Here is a 14,660-nt window from a genome sequence, read left to right on the forward strand (position 1 = left end):
GTTACCTCATGCTCAAGCTTCATGGATTCTCGGTCAGCAACTACTACAACATGGTCAAGCTGGCGCTGCTGGAAAAAGGCCTGCCTTTCGAAGAGGTCACCTTTTACGGCGGCCAGGCGCCAAAGGCGCTGGAAGTGAGCCCGCGGGGCAAGGTACCGGTGCTGGAAACCGAACACGGTTTTCTCAGCGAAACCAGCGTGATCCTTGACTACATCGAGCAGACTCAGGGCGGCAAGGCGCTGCTGCCGGCCGACCCGTTCCAGCAGGCCAAGGTACGCGAGTTGCTCAAGGAAATTGAACTGTACATCGAGCTGCCAGCCCGTACCTGCTACGCCGAGTCCTTCTTTGGCATGGCGGTAGAGCCACTGGTCAAGGATAAGGCACGTACCGACCTGCTGGCCGGCTTCGCCACGCTCAAGCGTAACGGGCGCTTTGCGCCGTATGTAGCGGGTGAGCAACTGACGCTGGCAGACCTGATGTTCTGCTTCTCGGTCGATCTGGCTTATGCGGTGGGTAAGAAGGTGCTGAACATCGACCTGCTGGCGGACTTTCCGCAAGCCAAGGCGTTGCTCCAGCTGATGGGTGAGAGCCCGCACATGGCGCGGATCGTGGCAGACAAGGAGGCAGCGATGCCGGCCTTCATGGAGATGATTCGCAGCGGTAAGCGCTGAGCCTGGTGTTGAGCCCTTCGTGGGCACGCCCGCTCCCACAGTGGGAGCGGGCGTGCCCACGAACGAGGGCGAAGCCCTCGCCTTGGGGCTTAGCGAGACGCCAACAGGGCTTTGCCACGAACAACGGCAGCCCGCACCTGCGCCGGCGCCGTACCACCAATATGGTCACGCGCATTGACCGACCCTTCCAAGGTCAGTACGGCAAACACATCCTGCTCGATCTGGTCGCTGAACTGGCGCAGTTCGTCCAGGCTCATCTCGGCCAGGTCCTTGCCGGTATCCACCCCATACTTCACCGCATGGCCAACGATTTCGTGGCAGTCGCGGAACGGCAGGCCACGGCGTACCAGGTAGTCGGCCAGGTCGGTTGCCGTGGAGAAGCCACGCAGCGCCGCTTCACGCATGATGGCGTGCTTGGGCTTGATCGCCGGGATCATGTCGGCAAAGGCACGCAGCGAGTCGCGCAGGGTATCGGCAGCGTCGAACAGCGGCTCCTTGTCTTCCTGATTGTCCTTGTTGTAGGCCAGCGGCTGGCCTTTCATCAGGGTCAGCAGGCCGGTCAAGGCGCCGAACACGCGGCCGGTCTTGCCACGTACCAGCTCTGGCACGTCGGGGTTCTTTTTCTGCGGCATGATCGAGCTGCCGGTGCAGAAGCGGTCCGGCAGGTCGATGAACTGGAACTGCGCGCTGGTCCACAGCACCAGCTCTTCGGAGAAGCGCGAGAGGTGCATCATCGCCACGCTGGCTGCAGCGCAGAATTCGATGGCGAAGTCACGGTCCGAAACGCCGTCCAGCGAGTTGCCGCCCACGGCCTCGAAGCCCAGCAGCTTGCAGGTCAGTTCGCGGTCGATCGGGTAGGTGGTACCGGCCAGTGCGGCGCTGCCCAGCGGCATGCGGTTGGTGCGCTTGCGGCAATCGACCAGGCGCTCGTAGTCGCGGCTGAGCATTTCGAACCAGGCCAGCAGGTGGTGGCCGAAGGTGACCGGCTGCGCGGTCTGCAGGTGGGTGAAGCCCGGCATGATGGTTTCGGCTTCGCGCTCGGCCTGCTCCAGCAGGCCCTGCTGCAGGCGGGTGATTTCGGCCAGGATAAGGTCGATTTCATCGCGCAGCCACAAGCGGATATCGGTTGCCACCTGGTCGTTGCGGCTACGGCCGGTGTGCAGCTTCTTGCCGGTGATGCCAATGCGGTCGGTCAGGCGTGCCTCGATGTTCATGTGCACGTCTTCAAGGTCGACGCGCCAGTCGAAGTTGCCGGCCTCGATCTCGGCCTGGATGGTTTTCAAACCATCGATGATGGTGTCGCGCTCGGCATCGCTGAGCACGCCGACTTGCGCCAGCATGGTGGCATGGGCGATCGAACCCATGATGTCGTGGCGGTACAGGCGCTTGTCGAAATCGACCGAGGCGGTGAAGCGGGCGACGAAGGCGTCGACGGGCTCACTGAAGCGGCCGCCCCAGGACTGATTGGTCTTGTCGGTGCTCATGGATTCACTCATTGCAGGCGTGAACGAAAAAGTGGCGCCGATAATAACAGGGTTGGGACGGCTGCCGCAGGGCGCCGGTCGACAGAAATGCCCGCAAAATGGCAGTGAATCATTTGAAGGAATGAACGGCAGTGTTCCACGGACCGTCTACAGTTGGACAGAAGACTGGCAGTGAATCTGCCGTCCGAGTGAATCTTTGGCCATCGCACCGGTCTAGAGCGTGACCGCAGTGTCGCTCGAACCACACCTGTCTACGCTATACCTGTGCGAGACTCATTCAGGAATCCAGCGCAATTATGAATGTCCTGATCGTTGATGACGAACCCCAAGGCCGTGACCGCCTTAGCCGGCTGCTCGGCGAACTGGAGGGTTACACCGTGTTGGAGCCCAGCGCTACCAACGGGGAAGAGGCCCTGACCCTGATCGACAGCCTCAAGCCCGACGTGGTGCTGCTGGACATCGCCATGCCAGGCCTGGACGGCTTGCAGGTCGCGGCCCGCCTGTGCGAGCGCGAGGCGCCGCCAGCGGTGGTGTTTTGCACCGGGGATGACCAATACAGTGCCGAGGCATTCAAGGACAGTACCCTCAGCCATGTCGCCAAACCTGTTCACCCTCAGGCCCTGCGGGATGCACTGCGCAAGGCCGATAAACCCAACCGAACGCAACTGGCGGCACTGACGCGGCCGGCCAATGAAGGCGGTGGCCCGCGCAGTCATATCAGCGCCCGCACCCGCAAAGGTATCGAGCTGATTCCGTTGGACCAGGTGGTCTACTTCATTGCCGACCACAAGTACGTAACCTTGCGCCACGACGGTGGGGAAGTACTGCTCGACGAGCCGCTCAAGGCGCTGGAAGACGAGTTTGGCGACCGCTTTGTACGTATTCACCGCAATGCCTTGGTTGCCCGGGAACGCATCGAACGCCTTCAGCGCACGCCCCTGGGCCACTTCCAACTGTTCCTAAAAGGCCTGAACGGCGATGCCCTTACCGTAAGCCGGCGTCATGTGGCCGGTGTGCGCAAGATGATGCAGGCCCTCTGAACCGGTGCCCGCATGGCAAGGGCTGGGCCCTTGCTGGCCGGCAGGTCGGCCCCACCGTCAGGGTGCAGGGCAGCCCTGAAGGGGCCCTTAGCTGATCCACATCTGCTAGCGATCCTTGCGATGCTGTTATGATCCACGGCATTTCTCTGGATCGGGGCGTTTCATGTCCACTCGCGAAATCCGCATTGCCACCCGTAAAAGCGCCTTGGCCCTGTGGCAGGCCGAATACGTCAAAGCCCGCCTTGAGCAGGCCCACCCTGAGCTGCGGGTGACCCTGGTGCCCATGGTCAGCCGCGGGGACAAGCTGCTCGACGCGCCGCTGGCAAAAATCGGTGGCAAGGGGTTGTTCGTCAAGGAGCTGGAAACCGCCCTGCTGGACAACGAAGCCGACATCGCCGTGCATTCGATGAAGGATGTGCCCATGGACTTCCCCGAGGGGCTGGGCCTGTACTGCATCTGCGAGCGGGAAGACCCACGTGACGCCTTTGTCTCCAACCATTTTGCCAGCCTTGAAGCGTTGCCTGCCGGCAGCGTGGTCGGCACCTCCAGCCTGCGCCGCCAGGCCCAACTGCTGGCGCGTCGCCCCGACCTGCAGATCCGCTTCCTGCGCGGCAACGTCAACACCCGCCTGGCCAAGCTCGACGCCGGCGAATACGACGCCATCATCCTCGCGGCCGCCGGCCTTATCCGCCTCGGTTTCGAAGACCGCATCACCGCCACCATCAGTGTCGACGACAGCCTGCCTGCCGGTGGCCAGGGGGCGGTAGGCATCGAATGCCGTAGCGCCGACCACGCGATCCATGCCTTGCTGGCGCCGCTGCACCACCATGACACGGCTGACCGGGTGGTGGCCGAACGCGCCATGAACAAGCGCCTGAACGGCGGTTGTCAGGTGCCGATCGCTTGCTACGCGGTGCTGGAAGGCGACCAACTGTGGTTGCGCGGCCTGGTCGGCCAACCGAGTGGCGGCACCCTGCTGGTGGCCGATGCCCGGGCCCCCCGTGCAACTGCCGAGGCCCTTGGTGTAGAGGTCGCCGAACATCTGCTGGGGCAGGGTGCCGAGGCCATCCTCAAAGAGGTCTATGGCGAGGCCGGCCACCCGTGAGCCAATGGCGCCTGTTGCTGACCCGGCCTGCCGAGGACTGTGCGGCGCTGGCGCAAAGCCTGGCGGCAGCGGGGGTGGCCAGCCACTGCCTGCCGTTGCTGGAGATCGAACCCGTGCAAATCCAGGCTGGGCAGCGCGCGTTGCTGCAGGGCCTTGGTGGCTTCCAGGCGATCATCGTGGTCAGCAAGCCAGCTGCACGGCTGTTGCTGGAACAGTTGGCCAACGCCAGCCTGCAGCCGCCCGTTCAAGGCTGGTTCACCGTAGGCGAGGCCACTGCCGCAGTGTTGCAGCAGGCGGGTCTGAGGGTGAATTGCCCGCCGCGTGGCGACGACAGCGAAGCACTGCTGATGCTGCCGGCACTGCGCCAGGCGGTTGCCGTGCCAGCAGCGCGGGTATTGATCGTTCGCGGCGTTGGAGGTCGCGAACTGCTGGCAGAGCGTCTTGCAGAGCAAGGTGCTAGTGTCGATTATCTGGAACTGTATCGTCGCTGCCTGCCGGTTTACCCCGCAGGCACGCTGATGCGCCGCATCGAAGCGGAACGCCTCAATGGCCTGGTGGTCAGCAGTGGGCAGGGTTTGGAACATTTGCAGCAACTGGCTGGCGCCGATTGGCCACAGCTGGCCCGGTTGCCGTTGTTCGTGCCGAGCCCGCGGGTAGCCGGGCAGGCCAGGGCCGCTGGGGCCCAACAGGTTGTGGATTGCCGTGGCGCCAGTGCCGCGGCCTTGCTGGCAGCTGTGCAGTCTTGCACTGCACCTGCCTCTTAAGGCGCTAAGCTGAACGCGATGCGCCCCCATGCAAAGGATGGATACGTGAGCGAGACTGTCTTGTCCAATAACGATCAGCCGTCGGCGCAAACGCCGGCGGATCCCGTTACCACCCCGCCTGCCAAGCGCTCCGGCAATGGCCTTGCTGCGCTGGCCTTGCTGCTCGGCGCGGCCGGGGTGGCGGTAGGTGGCTGGGGTGCCTGGCAGGTGCGTCAACTGCAAGGCAGCGAGTTCGACCAGGGCCAGCACATCGAGGCGCTTAACCAGCGCGCCGAGGCCTTGCAACAGCGTGAGCAGCAGATCAGTGCGCAACTGGCCAGCCTGCCAGCCGCCAGCGAACTGGAAGACCGCCGGCGGCTGGTAGCGCAATTGCAGGGCGACCAGCAGCGCCTCAGCCAGCGCCTGGAAACCGTGCTCGGCGAAAGCCGCAAGGAGTGGCGCCTGGCAGAAGCCGAGCACCTGCTGCGCCTGGCTACCCTGCGCCTGTCGGCCTTGCAGGACATCACCAGCGCCAAGGCCCTGGTCGAAGGTGCCGACGAGATCCTGCGCGAGCAGAGCGACCCAGGTGCCTTTGCCGCCCGCGAGCAACTGAACCGCAGCCTGGCCACGCTCAACAGCACCCAGCAACCAGACCGCACGGGCCTGTTCCTGAAGCTGGCTGCGCAGCGTGACTTGGTCCAGCAACTGAGCGCGCAGTCGCCGGAGTTCGACAGCAATGCCGATGCCCTCGGCGCCTTGACCGCCGATGGCGACGGTGTCAGCCGCCTGTCGCAGTGGTGGGCGGAAATCTCCAAGTATTTCCAGGTTGACTTCAATGCCGACGAAAACGTGCGCCCATTGCTGGCCGGGCAGCAACTCAACCAGTTGCGCCTGGCATTGAGCCTGACCATCGAGCAGGCCCAGTGGGCGGCGCTCAATGGCGACGCGAAGGTCTATACCCAGGCGCTGGATGATGCCCGCAGCGTGCTGCTGGCCAACTTCAATGCCGACAACCCGCAAAGCAAGGCCATGCTCGACAGCCTGAATGCCTTGGCCGAGCAGCCAGTGTCGGTGGTCACCCCTGACCTCAGCGAGAGCCTGGCAGCCGTGCAGGCCTACATTCAGCGCCGCCATCTGCCGGCTGAGGCCGAGGGGGGCAAGCCATGAAGCGAGTCTACCTGCTGGCCGTACTGGCCATCGTGGTCGCTGCTGCGCTGGGTGTCGCCGTCGCCAAGCACAGCGGTTACGTACTGGTTTCCTACGGTGGTTTCCGTTATCAATCGGGGCTGTGGGCGGCGTTGGGTGGGCTGCTGGCGGTCGTTCTGGTGTTGTGGTTGCTGCGCTACCTGGTGGGGCTGTTGCTGACCTCCAGCGGCGTGGTCAACCCTTGGTCGCGGCGCAACCGCCGCCGGCGTATTCGCCTGGCAATCGAACAGGGCCAGCTGGACCTGGCCGAGGGTCGCTGGGCCAGCGCCCAGCGCCATTTGCATCGTGCCGCGGAGGCCGAGCGCCATCCCCTGCTGTACTACCTCGGTGCAGCGCGTGCCGCCAACGAGCAAGGTCGCAGCCAAGACAGCGACAACTTGCTGGAGCGTGCCCTGGAGCGCCAGCCACAGGCAGAACTGGCCATTGCCCTGACCCATGCCCAACTGCAGATGGACCGGGGTGAATGCGATGGCGCGCTGGAGACCTTGCTGGCCATGCAGGAGCGCCACCCGCACAACAGCCAGGTCCTGCGGCTGTTGCAGCGCCTGTACCTGGAGCGCGGTGACTGGTCCGCCTTGATTCGCCTGTTGCCCGACCTGCGCAAGGGCAAGGTTCTACCGGCCGCCGAGCTTGCTGCCCTCGAGCAGCGCGCCTGGGGCCAGAACCTGAGCCTGGCGACAACCCGTGGCGAGGACGCGCAAAGTGCACGGCAGGCCCTGGAGCGCGCCTGGCAGCAACTGACTGCCGCCCAGCGTCAGGAGCCGCAACTCGTGCTGGCCTACGCTGAACAGCTACGCCAGGTAGGTGCCGAGAGTGATGCCGAACAGGCATTGCGCACGGCTCTCAAGCGGAACTACGAAAGCCATCTGGCTCGCCTGTATGGCCTGGTGCGTGGCGATGACCCGGTGCGCCAGTTGCAAACCGCCGAAGGCTGGCTCAAAGACCACCCACAAGATGCCAGCCTGTTGCTCACCCTTGGCCGCCTCAGCCTGCAGAACCGTCTGTGGGGCAAGGCGCGCGATTACCTGGAAAGCAGCCTGCGCATGGAGCGCAACCCCGAGGCCTGCGCCGAACTGGCGCGCCTGCTCGCCGGCCTGGGTGAGACGGAGCGCAGCAACCAACTGTTCCAGGAGGGCCTTGGCCTGCTCGACGAACGCCTGCTGGCGTTGCCGCTGCCAGAAGGCGTACGCGCCTGACCTACCCCATAGCCCGCGGCAAGGCGCGGGCTATGGGGGCTGGTGATTTATCTTCCGTTGCATGCTGAATCTGCATTCCCAGTCCTCAGTCGCCTCCTATTGAATAGACGGAAATTTCTTACGCGTTTCAGCGACTTGTCGTTGCTGTAGCGCCTTGAAACAAAGCCCGTCTTTCCTCTACCGTTCCAGGCCACACTCTCATCCCGGGACCTTCACCACCCATGCTGCTGGCCCGTTTGCGCACCTTGTTTCTTCCTGCTTGCCTGGCCGCACTGGCAGTGCTGGCTGCGTCCTTCCAATTGGATAACATGCTTGGGCTGGTGCCATGCCCGTTGCGCTTGAGCCAGCGGTTGCTGCTAGCCCTGTATGCCCTGCTGAGCCTGGCCAGCGTGCTGCAGGCACCGCGTGCACGTGGCCTGCGGCGTTACGCATGGGCGACGTTGGCCTGCTCGCTGGGCGGGGCGGCGCTGGCCGCGCGGCAGGTCTGGCTGCAGGGTGCTGAAAGGGTTGTAGATGCATGCCCGCTGCCGATCGGGCGTGTATTCGAGCAGGGTTGGGTGGAGGCGGCCCGGCAACTGCTATTCGGCGGCCCGGAGTGCAGCGCGCTGAGCTGGAGTTTTCTCGACCTGACCCTTCCCGAGTGGAGCCTGTTGGCTTTCCTGCTGCTGGCGGCGCTGCCCGCGAGTTGCCTGCTGGCGTATCGTTTCCGCACGCTGGCAGGCACTTGACCAGGCGCAAGGTTGAGTCATCAGAATGACCAATGGCCATGTAACACGGTATTAAACACTTGTATGAAGTTTGTCCACTGCGTACCTTGAAGGGCAACACGTGCGGGAATAATCTCGCAGCACGGATACTCAAAACACAACTGCTCGATGCCGTCCTGCTGATATCACCTTTGTGCGCGCCTTCGCAGCGCGAGGTGCAGCGGCATCTACCCAGAAGGGAAGAGATCGCCATGCTCGATAGTTGTCAGAACGCTCAGGAACGCTGGGGTGGGGTTCACGAACTTATTGATCGTTGGCTGGAGGAGCGCAAGGAATTGGTGCAGTCTTTCCGCGCGTTGCGCGCCAAAGAGCTGGCCTTCGCCGACAAGGATACGAACGGGGATTTCTGTGGCCTGCTTGTGGACTACTGTTCGGCGTGGCACTTCGAGGTCTGCGAGCAGCTGGTCAGGGAAGCCAAGGCTTTCGGTGACGAGAAGGCACTGAAGCTGGCCGAAGAGATCAACCCACGCATTAATGACATCACGCAGATCGCGTTGGCTTTCAACGACCATTGTGCGAAAGCTGAGTGCAAGGACACAGAGCGCTTTGGCGAAAAACTGGGCAAGCTCGGTGGCCTGCTGCATGAGCGCTTCGAACTGGAAGACTGCCTGATCGAAGTGCTGCACAACGCGCACAAGGAAGAGGGCGCGGTACAGGCCTGATGGTTGGCGTCAGTCGCCAACCCCCAGCAGTTCGATCTCGAATACCAAGGGGGTATAGGGTGGAATCAAGTCGCCTGCGCCCTCGGCCCCATAGGCTTGTGCGGATGGAATGACAAGGCGCCACTTGGCGCCGACGTGCATCTGCGGCAACGCTACCTGCCACCCCTCGATCACCGAACCCAGGCTGAACCACTGTGGCGTCTGGTTCTGGTCGAATACCGAGCCGTCCGGCAACCTGCCTACGTAGCGCACCTGCACTTTGCCACCGGCTTTCGGCTGCGCGCCACTTCCTGCCTGCAGCTCGTTGTAAAGCACGCCCTCTGGCAACTCATGCACGCCAAAACACCCCCGCTCATTAGCCATGAAGCGTTTTTCCGCCGCTTGCTGCTTTTGCGCCTGGTCATCGCTTTCCTGTGCATCATGCTGCTGCAGCACGGCCTGCATGCGTGCCTTGTCGAGCTTCAGCGGCTGCCCTTGGTAGGCCTGGCGCAAGCCATCGACCAAGGCATCCAGTTGCAGGCCCGGCATGTCCTGGCGCAGCCGCTCGCCCAGGCTGGCCCCAAGGCTGTAGGCGAGATCGCGTTCATCACTGTCGGCCAGGGCGAGGGGCGCCAGCAGGCATAAACCTAAAACAAGAAATCGAGGCATGGTCAGTTCCTGCGCCAATGAGCGTGGAAGTATGCCAGTGTTGAATATGTGTATTGGCTTTTTCGCGGCTTTGCGTGGGTGCGGCTTTGAGTCGCAACAGGGCAGCGGCGCGGCAAGGCTTTGTCCAGCATCTACACTTACCCGCAGCTGCAAGCTTACAACGTTGCCCAGGCATGCAACGCGGCGTAACTATTACGGTCAACATGCCCTAGCGGCGGTAGCAGCAGAAGCATAGTATGAGCCGCACTCTCGTCAGCCAGGAGGTAAACCATGTCGGCCAAAAAGAAGCCAGTAAGTACGCCGTTACACCTGCTCCAGCAACTTTCGGGTAGCTTGCTCGAACATTTGGAAGAAGCCTGCTCGCAAGCGCTGGCTGATGCGGAAAAACTGCTGGCAAAGTTGGAAAAGCAGCGTGGCAAAGCGCAGGAAAAACTGCACAACGCTCGCTTGAAACTGCAAGGTGCAGCCAAGGCCGGTAAAGCCAAGGCACAGACCAAAGCGCAAAAAGCCAGCGCTGAACTTGAAGAACTGCTGGACTCCCTCAAGGAGCGTCAAACCCAGACGCGCGCCTACATTCAGCAACTCAAGCGCGATGCCCAAGACAGCATCAAGTTGGCCCAAGGTGTAGGCAAAGTGCGTGAAGCCGCGACCAAGGCCCTTGACCAGCGTGCAGCCAAAACGGCCAAGCCAGCTGTTGCCAAGCCGGCGACCAAGCCAGCCGGTCGAGCCACTACCGCAGCCAAGCCAGCAGCTAGAGCCACCGCCGCCGCAAAACCTGCGTCTAAGCCAGCCGCCAAGGCCACCGCCGCCGCAAAACCTGCGCCCAAGCCAGCCGCCAAGGCCACTGCTGCCGCGAAACCTGTGGCCAAGCCAGCCGCCAAGGCCACTGCCGCCGCTAAACCTGCGGCCAAGCCAGCCGCCAAGGCCACTGCCGCCGCAAAATCTGCGGCCAAGCCGGCCGCCAAGGCCACTGCCGCCGCAAAACCTGCGTCCAAGCCAGCCGCCAAGGCCACTGCCGCCGCAAAACCCGCAGCCAAGCCAGTCGCCAAAGCAACAGCCGCCGCTAAACCTGCGCCCAAGCCAGCTGCAGCCAAGTCGCCAGCACGTACCGCAGCGAAACCGGCTGCCAAGCCTGCCGCCAGCAAGCCAGCCGCTGCCAAACCGGCTACACCTGCCCCCAGCACTCCGGCCGCTGATGCCAACTCGGCCACTTCGGTAGCGCCATCGGCGCCGGCCAGCACGCCTGCTCAGGCACCGTCTTCGGCGTCCTGAAGCGCTGCAGCCGCGGCGCGTAGCTGCAGCAACGCGTCATGTTGTCGGCCCTGGTCCGGCACCAGCCGGGCCAGCCAGTCGCCCGTGGGCTCAGCAGAGTCCGCGGGCCACTGCTGGGCACGTTCTTGCAAGCGTTCCAGCAACGCTCTTTCTGCCTGTAATTCCAACCCTTTCACTTGCTCGCGCACAAGTGCCAGCCGGCTATCCAGCTGTGCTGCCGCGCGCCATTGCTGGCGCAGGTCGCGTAGCGGGGTGACCACTGTCCGTTGCCAGGGGTCGGCAATGCCGTGCAATGCCTGCGCGCGCTGGTCCGTCACGGCAACCCCACGCGCCTGCAACCACGTGGCGCACAGCAGCAGGCAGACATCGCCACCCAGTGTTTGCAGTTCAAGGCAGGCGGCTTCTACGCCAGGCCTGGCGTACAAGGCCAGGGCGTGATTCCACAGGTCGGTGTGCATGGTTCCACTCGCGCTATGGGCCGAGGAAGCTGGTAGACTCCGCGACCATCATGATCAGACTATCCAACCTCACTTTACAGCGTGGTCCGCAGCGCTTGCTAGAAGGCGCCGAGATGACCCTGCACGCCGGTCACAAGGCCGGTCTTATCGGCGCCAACGGTGCCGGCAAATCCAGCCTGTTCGCCTTGCTGCGCGGTGAGCTGTCGCCCGATGCCGGCGACTGCCAGCTGCCCGGCGACTGGCGCATCGCCCACATGCGCCAGGAGGTTGATACCCTCGATCGCCTGGCCGTGGACTATGTGCTCGACGGTGACGTGCGCCTGCGCAAGGTCCAGGCCGAATTGGCGGCTGCCGAGCAAGCGCACGACGGCACCGCCCTGGCGCGCCTGCACAGTGAGCTGGAAAGCGCTGACGGCTACACCGCCGACGCTCGCGCCCGCAAGCTGCTGGCCGGCCTGGGCTTTACCAACGAGCAGATGGACCGCCGAGTCGGTGACTTCTCTGGCGGCTGGCGTATGCGCCTCAACCTGGCCCAGGCGCTGATGTGCCCGTCCGACCTGCTGCTGCTCGACGAGCCCACCAACCACCTGGACCTCGACGCCATTCTGTGGCTGGAAGACTGGCTCAAGGGCTACCCTGGCACGCTGCTGCTGATTTCCCACGATCGTGACTTCCTCGATGCCGTGGTCGACCATGTGCTGCATGTAGAGCAGCGCAAGCTGAACCTCTACAAGGGCGGCTATACCGCCTTCGAGCGCACCCGTGCCGAACGCCTGGCGCAACAGCAACAGGCCTACGAGAAGCAGCAGGCGCAGCGCGCGCACATGGAAAAGTACATCGCCCGCTTCAAGGCCCAGGCCACCAAGGCGCGCCAGGCGCAGAGCCGGATCAAAGCCCTGGAGCGCATGGAGGAGCTGTCGGCGGCGCACGTCGATTCGCCATTTGACTTCGTCTTCCGCGAGTCGCAGAAAATTTCCAGCCCGCTGTTGAGCATGTCCGAAGGCCGCCTGGGGTATGGCGACAAAGCCATCCTCGACAAGGTCAAGCTGCAACTCACCCCGGGCGCGCGTATTGGCCTGCTCGGCCCGAATGGCGCAGGCAAGTCGACGCTGATCAAGAACCTTGCCGGTGAGCTGGCGCCGTTGTCCGGCCGGCTGGTCCGCGGCGAGAACCTGGCCGTGGGTTATTTTGCCCAGCACCAGCTGGACTCGCTGGACGACAAGGCCAGCCCGCTGCTGCACTTGCAGCGCATTGCCCCCGCCGAGCGCGAGCAGACCCTGCGCGACTTCCTGGGAGGCTTCGATTTCCATGGCGCCCGTTGCGACGAGCCGGTGGTGAACTTCTCCGGTGGCGAGAAGGCACGGCTGGCGCTGGCGCTGATCGCCTGGGAACGGCCGAACCTGCTGCTGCTCGACGAACCCACCAACCACCTCGACCTGGAAATGCGCCTGGCGCTGACCATGGCCTTGCAGGAGTTCGCCGGCGCCGTGGTAGTGGTATCCCACGACCGTCACCTGCTCAAGAGCACCACCGACGACTTCCTGCTGGTCGCTGACGGCAAGGTCGACACCTTCGACGGTGACCTGGACGACTACAGCCGTTGGCTGGTCGAGTATCGCCAGCGCAGCGCGCCGGCCAGTACTGCGCCGGTCAACCCGGACAAGACCGACAAGAAAGCCCAGCGCCAGGCCGCCGCGGCCTTGCGCCAGCAATTGGCCCCTCACAAGAAGGCCGCTGACAAGTTGGAAGCCGAGCTCAATCAGGTGCACGCGCAGTTGGCCGAAATCGAGACGGCGCTGGGCGACGCCGGCCTTTACGATGCGGCGCGCAAGGATCAATTGCGTGACCTGCTGGCGCGCCAGACCAAGCTCAAGCAACGTGAAGGGGAGCTGGAAGAGGGCTGGATGGAAGCGCTGGAAACCCTCGAAAGCATGCAAGCCGAGCTTGAGGCGCTGTCCTGATGGAGGAGCTGCGTGGGTTGCTGCCTGGGCAGTGGATGGACACCTTATGGCTGGGCTTGCAGATCCTCCTTATCCTGGCGGTGGCTTTTGTCCTGCAGCGCATCGTGGCCCGTGGCCTCAGCCGCCTGGGCCAGCGCTACCCCTTGCCACCGGAGTTGCTGGTGCCCGTGCGCGGTGGCCTGCGCTGGTTGATCATGGGCAGCGCGCTGCTGTTCGTGCTGGAGCGCCTGGGGGTTTCGGCAACGGTGCTGTGGACGGCCCTGTCCGGTTTCGTGGCGGTGGCGGCGGTGGCGTTCTTCGCCATGTGGAGCGTACTGTCCAACCTGCTGTGCGCGGTGCTGATCTTCACGGTCGGGCCGTTTCGTATTGGTGATGTGGTCGAGCTGGTCGACACCCTCGACAAGCCGGGCGTAAAGGGCCGGGTAATCGCCATCAACCTGCTGTTCACTACCCTGCTGGAAGTGCCCGAGGCAGGCGGGGCATTGGTGCAGGTGCCGAACAGCCAGTTCTTCCAGAAGTCGGTGCGGCGCTGGCGGGGGGCCGAAGTGCAGGCCATGCACAAGGACGTGTTGCTCGAGGCGGACTGACACAGCCCGCACAAGCACGCTAAATTCTGCAAAATTTGCTGGTCATATTTTCACCAACACCTTAGCTTAATCTTTTGCAACATTAGTGCGAGCGAGGTGTGTGATGTCGATGGAAGTATGGTTGGGCTTTTTTGCCGCCTGCTGGGTGATCAGCCTTTCCCCTGGCGCCGGGGCGATTGCCTCGATGTCCAGTGGCCTGCAATACGGCTTCTGGCGCGGTTACTGGAATGCCCTGGGCCTGCAACTGGGCCTGATTTTGCAAATCGCCATCATCGCCGCCGGCGTGGGCGCCGTGTTGGCCGCCTCGGCCACGGCGTTCCAGTTCATCAAGTGGTTTGGCGTCGCTTACCTCGTTTACCTGGCGTACAAGCAATGGCGTGCGCTGCCAATGGCCATGACCGATGAGTCGGGCGTGCGCCCCATCGGCAGGCCGTTGAGCCTGATGTTCCGCGGTTTCCTGGTCAACGTCAGCAACCCCAAGGCGCTGGTGTTCATGCTTGCGGTGCTGCCGCAGTTCATCAACCCGCATGCACCGCTGCTGCCGCAGTATGTGGCAATCACCCTGACCATGGTCAGTGTCGACCTGTTGGTAATGGCGGGCTACACCGGCTTGGCCGCACGGGTATTGCGCCTGTTGCGTACTCCCAGGCAGCAGAAGCGCTTGAACCGCACGTTTGCCGGGTTGTTCATCGGTGCGGCGGCGTTCCTGGCGACCTTGCGCCGCGCACCCGTCTGACAGGCGCGCTGCGATAAATGCAGGTTCGATCGAGTCTTGTCCGTCGGGGTGCTGTCTATCAGGGGGCGGATGATCACGATCATCCGTTTCACATGAGCATGGAGCCGAACTTGCAACTGGTGCT

General features: G+C 63.5%; 15 protein-coding genes. 12 read left to right on the plus strand and 3 right to left on the minus strand.

Features of this window, described 5'->3' with window-relative positions; translation table 11 throughout:
* Positions 1 to 8 precede the first annotated feature (8 nt).
* Positions 9 to 671, plus strand: coding sequence for a glutathione S-transferase (locus AACG97_RS01380; RefSeq protein ID WP_144187352.1), 663 nt, complete (start codon positions 9 to 11; stop codon positions 669 to 671).
* 89 nt (positions 672 to 760) lie between these two features.
* Here AACG97_RS01380 and argH read toward each other — a convergent pair whose 3' ends face one another.
* Entirely contained in the window at positions 761 to 2,155 is a 1,395-nt protein-coding gene (gene argH, locus AACG97_RS01385; RefSeq protein WP_029887272.1) for an argininosuccinate lyase, read from the minus strand.
* A gap of 296 nt (positions 2,156 to 2,451) precedes the next feature.
* Here argH and AACG97_RS01390 point away from each other — a divergent pair, with 296 nt between their 5' ends.
* The 7 genes from AACG97_RS01390 (at position 2,452) to AACG97_RS01420 (ending at position 8,874) form a co-directional block, all read left to right on the plus strand.
* Positions 2,452 to 3,195, plus strand: coding sequence for a LytR/AlgR family response regulator transcription factor (locus AACG97_RS01390; RefSeq protein ID WP_115293226.1), 744 nt, complete (start codon positions 2,452 to 2,454; stop codon positions 3,193 to 3,195).
* A 163-nt stretch (positions 3,196 to 3,358) separates the two neighbouring features.
* A complete protein-coding gene (gene hemC / locus AACG97_RS01395; protein ID WP_009682196.1) occupies positions 3,359 to 4,300 on the plus strand; it encodes a hydroxymethylbilane synthase in 942 nt (313 codons plus the stop codon).
* Entirely contained in the window at positions 4,297 to 5,064 is a 768-nt protein-coding gene (locus AACG97_RS01400; RefSeq protein WP_009682197.1) for a uroporphyrinogen-III synthase, read from the plus strand. The genes hemC and AACG97_RS01400 overlap by 4 nt, the downstream gene beginning before the upstream one ends.
* Positions 5,065 to 5,109: 45 nt before the next feature.
* Positions 5,110 to 6,210 (plus strand): uroporphyrinogen-III C-methyltransferase, encoded by a 1,101-nt coding sequence (locus AACG97_RS01405; protein WP_047150044.1) that lies wholly within the window; start codon positions 5,110 to 5,112, stop codon positions 6,208 to 6,210.
* The gene (locus AACG97_RS01410) at positions 6,207 to 7,445 is read left to right on the plus strand and encodes a heme biosynthesis HemY N-terminal domain-containing protein (protein ID WP_125855090.1); all 1,239 of its coding nucleotides are present in this window, start codon (positions 6,207 to 6,209) and stop codon (positions 7,443 to 7,445) included. The genes AACG97_RS01405 and AACG97_RS01410 overlap by 4 nt, the downstream gene beginning before the upstream one ends.
* 221 nt (positions 7,446 to 7,666) lie before the next feature.
* Positions 7,667 to 8,173 (plus strand): disulfide bond formation protein B, encoded by a 507-nt coding sequence (locus AACG97_RS01415; protein ID WP_197885528.1) that lies wholly within the window; start codon positions 7,667 to 7,669, stop codon positions 8,171 to 8,173.
* Positions 8,174 to 8,403: 230 nt separating this feature from the next.
* The gene (locus AACG97_RS01420) at positions 8,404 to 8,874 is read left to right on the plus strand and encodes an Rsd/AlgQ family anti-sigma factor (RefSeq protein ID WP_009682203.1); all 471 of its coding nucleotides are present in this window, start codon (positions 8,404 to 8,406) and stop codon (positions 8,872 to 8,874) included.
* Between the two features lie 9 nt (positions 8,875 to 8,883).
* Here AACG97_RS01420 and AACG97_RS01425 read toward each other — a convergent pair whose 3' ends face one another.
* Positions 8,884 to 9,522 carry an FKBP-type peptidyl-prolyl cis-trans isomerase gene (locus AACG97_RS01425; protein WP_197885527.1) on the minus strand — a complete coding sequence of 213 codons (639 nt, stop codon included), beginning with the start codon at positions 9,520 to 9,522 and terminating at the stop codon, positions 8,884 to 8,886.
* Between the two features lie 270 nt (positions 9,523 to 9,792).
* On the opposite strand from AACG97_RS01425, the gene AACG97_RS01430 reads away from it, so the two are divergent.
* Positions 9,793 to 10,794: an AlgP family protein gene (locus AACG97_RS01430; RefSeq protein WP_125855089.1), complete on the plus strand. Its 1,002-nt coding sequence runs from the start codon at positions 9,793 to 9,795 to the stop codon at positions 10,792 to 10,794.
* Here AACG97_RS01430 and AACG97_RS01435 read toward each other — a convergent pair.
* Positions 10,770 to 11,252, minus strand: a complete 483-nt coding sequence (locus tag AACG97_RS01435; protein ID WP_009682207.1) for a TIGR02444 family protein — start codon at positions 11,250 to 11,252, stop codon at positions 10,770 to 10,772. The two genes, AACG97_RS01430 and AACG97_RS01435, sit on opposite strands and share 25 nt — an antisense overlap.
* 50 nt (positions 11,253 to 11,302) lie before the next feature.
* On the opposite strand from AACG97_RS01435, the gene AACG97_RS01440 reads away from it, so the two are divergent.
* The 3 genes from AACG97_RS01440 (at position 11,303) to AACG97_RS01450 (ending at position 14,536) form a co-directional block, all read left to right on the plus strand.
* Positions 11,303 to 13,213 (plus strand): ATP-binding cassette domain-containing protein, encoded by a 1,911-nt coding sequence (locus AACG97_RS01440; RefSeq protein ID WP_009682208.1) that lies wholly within the window; start codon positions 11,303 to 11,305, stop codon positions 13,211 to 13,213.
* Positions 13,213 to 13,800, plus strand: a complete 588-nt coding sequence (locus tag AACG97_RS01445) for a mechanosensitive ion channel family protein (RefSeq protein WP_009682209.1) — start codon at positions 13,213 to 13,215, stop codon at positions 13,798 to 13,800. The genes AACG97_RS01440 and AACG97_RS01445 overlap by 1 nt, the downstream gene beginning before the upstream one ends.
* Before the next feature lie 103 nt (positions 13,801 to 13,903).
* Complete coding sequence (locus tag AACG97_RS01450; protein WP_009682210.1) at positions 13,904 to 14,536, plus strand: LysE family transporter; 633 nt, start codon at positions 13,904 to 13,906, stop codon at positions 14,534 to 14,536.
* Positions 14,537 to 14,660: the final 124 nt, after the last annotated feature.

It is taken from the genome of Pseudomonas sp. Nvir (assembly GCF_963778085.1).
GTDB lineage: Bacteria > Pseudomonadota > Gammaproteobacteria > Pseudomonadales > Pseudomonadaceae > Aquipseudomonas > Aquipseudomonas juntendi.

Coding starts and splice junctions, on each gene's coding strand:
- hemC (WP_009682196.1), top strand. CDS start 3,359: ATGTCCACTCGCGAAATCCGCATTGCCACCCGTAAAAGCGCCTTGGCC.
- AACG97_RS01445 (WP_009682209.1), top strand. CDS start 13,213: ATGGAGGAGCTGCGTGGGTTGCTGCCTGGGCAGTGGATGGACACCTTA.
- AACG97_RS01415 (WP_197885528.1), top strand. CDS start 7,667: ATGCTGCTGGCCCGTTTGCGCACCTTGTTTCTTCCTGCTTGCCTGGCC.
- AACG97_RS01410 (WP_125855090.1), top strand. CDS start 6,207: ATGAAGCGAGTCTACCTGCTGGCCGTACTGGCCATCGTGGTCGCTGCT.
- AACG97_RS01435 (WP_009682207.1), bottom strand. CDS start 11,252: ATGCACACCGACCTGTGGAATCACGCCCTGGCCTTGTACGCCAGGCCT.
- AACG97_RS01420 (WP_009682203.1), top strand. CDS start 8,404: ATGCTCGATAGTTGTCAGAACGCTCAGGAACGCTGGGGTGGGGTTCAC.
- AACG97_RS01390 (WP_115293226.1), top strand. CDS start 2,452: ATGAATGTCCTGATCGTTGATGACGAACCCCAAGGCCGTGACCGCCTT.
- argH (WP_029887272.1), bottom strand. CDS start 2,155: ATGAGCACCGACAAGACCAATCAGTCCTGGGGCGGCCGCTTCAGTGAG.
- AACG97_RS01450 (WP_009682210.1), top strand. CDS start 13,904: ATGTCGATGGAAGTATGGTTGGGCTTTTTTGCCGCCTGCTGGGTGATC.
- AACG97_RS01430 (WP_125855089.1), top strand. CDS start 9,793: ATGTCGGCCAAAAAGAAGCCAGTAAGTACGCCGTTACACCTGCTCCAG.
- AACG97_RS01380 (WP_144187352.1), top strand. CDS start 9: ATGCTCAAGCTTCATGGATTCTCGGTCAGCAACTACTACAACATGGTC.
- AACG97_RS01425 (WP_197885527.1), bottom strand. CDS start 9,522: ATGCCTCGATTTCTTGTTTTAGGTTTATGCCTGCTGGCGCCCCTCGCC.
- AACG97_RS01440 (WP_009682208.1), top strand. CDS start 11,303: ATGATCAGACTATCCAACCTCACTTTACAGCGTGGTCCGCAGCGCTTG.